The organism is Mesorhizobium sp. M1142 (assembly GCF_040318565.1).
Classification (GTDB): Bacteria; Pseudomonadota; Alphaproteobacteria; order Rhizobiales; family Rhizobiaceae; genus Mesorhizobium.
The window spans coordinates 1-2,500 of record NZ_JAMYMK010000033.1 but is presented as its reverse complement, the minus strand read 5'-3'; the positions used below and the strand labels follow the sequence as shown (position 1 = coordinate 2,500).

Annotated in this window: 1 tRNA gene and 2 rRNA genes (1 of these 3 cut by a window edge); all 3 read left to right on the top strand. The window is 55.0% G+C overall.

The features are described 5' to 3' along the window. A 23S ribosomal RNA gene (locus NKH42_RS29350) occupies nucleotides 1-1,768 on the top strand (it extends 1,039 nt beyond the left edge of the window). Between the two features lie 96 nt (nucleotides 1,769-1,864). After that, nucleotides 1,865-1,979, top strand: a 5S ribosomal RNA gene (rrf, locus tag NKH42_RS29345). A gap of 138 nt (nucleotides 1,980-2,117) precedes the next feature. Next, nucleotides 2,118-2,194 (top strand) — tRNA-Met (locus NKH42_RS29340). Nucleotides 2,195-2,500: the final 306 nt, after the last annotated feature.

Genomic DNA, 2,500 nt, shown 5'->3' with positions numbered 1-2,500 from the left:
CTACAGCTAAGGTCCCCAAGTTATGGCTAAGTGGGAAAGGATGTGAGGATCCCAAAACAACCAGGATGTTGGCTTAGAAGCAGCCATCATTTAAAGAAAGCGTAACAGCTCACTGGTCTAAATAAGGGTCTTTGCGCCGAAAATGTAACGGGGCTAAAGCCATACACCGAAGCTTAGGGTTTGCAGCAATGCAAGCGGTAGCGGAGCGTTCTGTAAGCTGATGAAGCCATACCCGTGAGGGATGGTGGAGGTATCAGAAGTGCGAATGCTGACATGAGTAACGTAAGGGGAGTGAGAGACTCCCCCGCCGAAAGTCCAAGGGTTCCTGCTTAAAGCTAATCTGAGCAGGGTTAGCCGGCCCCTAAGTCGAGGCAGAAATGCGTAGACGATGGGAACCACGTTAATATTCGTGGGCCTGGAGGAAGTGACGGATCATTGAGGTAGTCCAATCTTATCGGATTGAAAGGGCTGCTGCGTGGTTCCAGGAAATAGCTCCTCCTTATAGACCGTACCCGAAACCGACACTGGTGGACTGGTAGAGTATACCAAGGCGCTTGAGAGAACTATGCTGAAGGAACTCGGCAAATTGCACGCGTAACTTCGGAAGAAGCGTGACCCTTTCATGCGCAAGCATGGGAGGGTGGCACAGACCAGGGGGTAGCGACTGTTTATCAAAAACACAGGGCTCTGCGAAGTCGCAAGACGACGTATAGGGTCTGACGCCTGCCCGGTGCTGGAAGGTTAAGAGGAGGGGTGCAAGCTCTGAATCGAAGCCCCAGTAAACGGCGGCCGTAACTATAACGGTCCTAAGGTAGCGAAATTCCTTGTCGGGTAAGTTCCGACCTGCACGAATGGCGTAACGACTTCCCCGCTGTCTCCAGCATAGACTCAGTGAAATTGAATTCCCCGTGAAGATGCGGGGTTCCTGCGGTTAGACGGAAAGACCCCGTGCACCTTTACTATAGCTTTACATTGGCATTCGTAGTGGCATGTGTAGGATAGGTGGTAGGCTTTGAAACCTGGGCGCCAGCTCAGGTGGAGCCACCCTTGAAATACCACCCTTATCACTATGGATGTCTAACCGCGGCCCGTTATCCGGGTCCGGGACAATGTATGGTGGGTAGTTTGACTGGGGCGGTCGCCTCCTAAAGAGTAACGGAGGCGCGCGATGGTGGGCTCAGAACGGTCGGAAATCGTTCGCTGAGTGCAATGGCATAAGCCTGCCTGACTGCGAGACTGACAAGTCGAGCAGAGACGAAAGTCGGTCATAGTGATCCGGTGGTCCCGCGTGGAAGGGCCATCGCTCAACGGATAAAAGGTACGCCGGGGATAACAGGCTGATGACCCCCAAGAGTCCATATCGACGGGGTTGTTTGGCACCTCGATGTCGACTCATCGCATCCTGGGGCTGGAGCAGGTCCCAAGGGTATGGCTGTTCGCCATTTAAAGCGGTACGTGAGTTGGGTTCAGAACGTCGTGAGACAGTTCGGTCCCTATCTGCCGTGGGTGTAGGAATATTGAAAGGATCTGTCCCTAGTACGAGAGGACCGGGATGGACGGATCTCTGGTGGACCTGTTGTGGCGCCAGCCGCATAGCAGGGTAGCTATATCCGGACGGGATAACCGCTGAAGGCATCTAAGCGGGAAACCCACCTTAAAACGAGTATTCCCTGAGAACCGTGGAAGACGACCACGTTGATAGGCCGGGTGTGGAAGAGCGGCAACGCTTGAAGCTTACCGGTACTAATAGTTCGATCGGCTTGATCGTTCTCATTCCTAATGCCCATTTCTGGCGACAATCCCTGGATTGCGCCGAGATGGATGGCACAGAAAACAGCTTCTCGAGCAACGTGCGTTTTGCCGACCTGGTGGTTATGGCGGAGCGGCTGCACCCGATCCCATTCCGAACTCGGCCGTGAAACGCTCCAGCGCTGATGGTACTTCGTCTCAAGACGCGGGAGAGTAGGTCGCTGCCAGGTCTGCCAAGCGCACGTTGTTTAATCTTCTAATCTTCTCCTTACGAACAGGCCCGCCAACGGGACTCCGGGCCGCGCAAGCGGCCCTTTCATTTGGCGGAAGCTTGAATTCGGTGAGCCAAGGCTTACCTTTAGGGTTGACGCGGGGTGGAGCAGCCCGGTAGCTCGTCAGGCTCATAACCTGAAGGTCACAGGTTCAAATCCTGTCCCCGCAACCAAAATACGAAAACGGCCCGCCTTGTGCGGGCCGTTTTCGTATGCGCTGAAGTACGGCGACAGGACACTTAGCATTCAGCCGCCAATTTCTCGCGTATGTGTTCCGATCCACCTCTCATACATCGGGCGAATGGCCGATCGGGATTTACGACGCGCCAAAAGGGCGCGCTGCTGTCTTGACTGATATGCACCAAGTGCCGCCGCACAGTCACCGGGCAGCAGGTGACGTTGCCCCCAGTTTCTATCCAGTTTTGAGTTCGTTTCCGGCGTGGGTTGTGCCCTGCTGGGCGGGTGAAGCGACGGGCGCT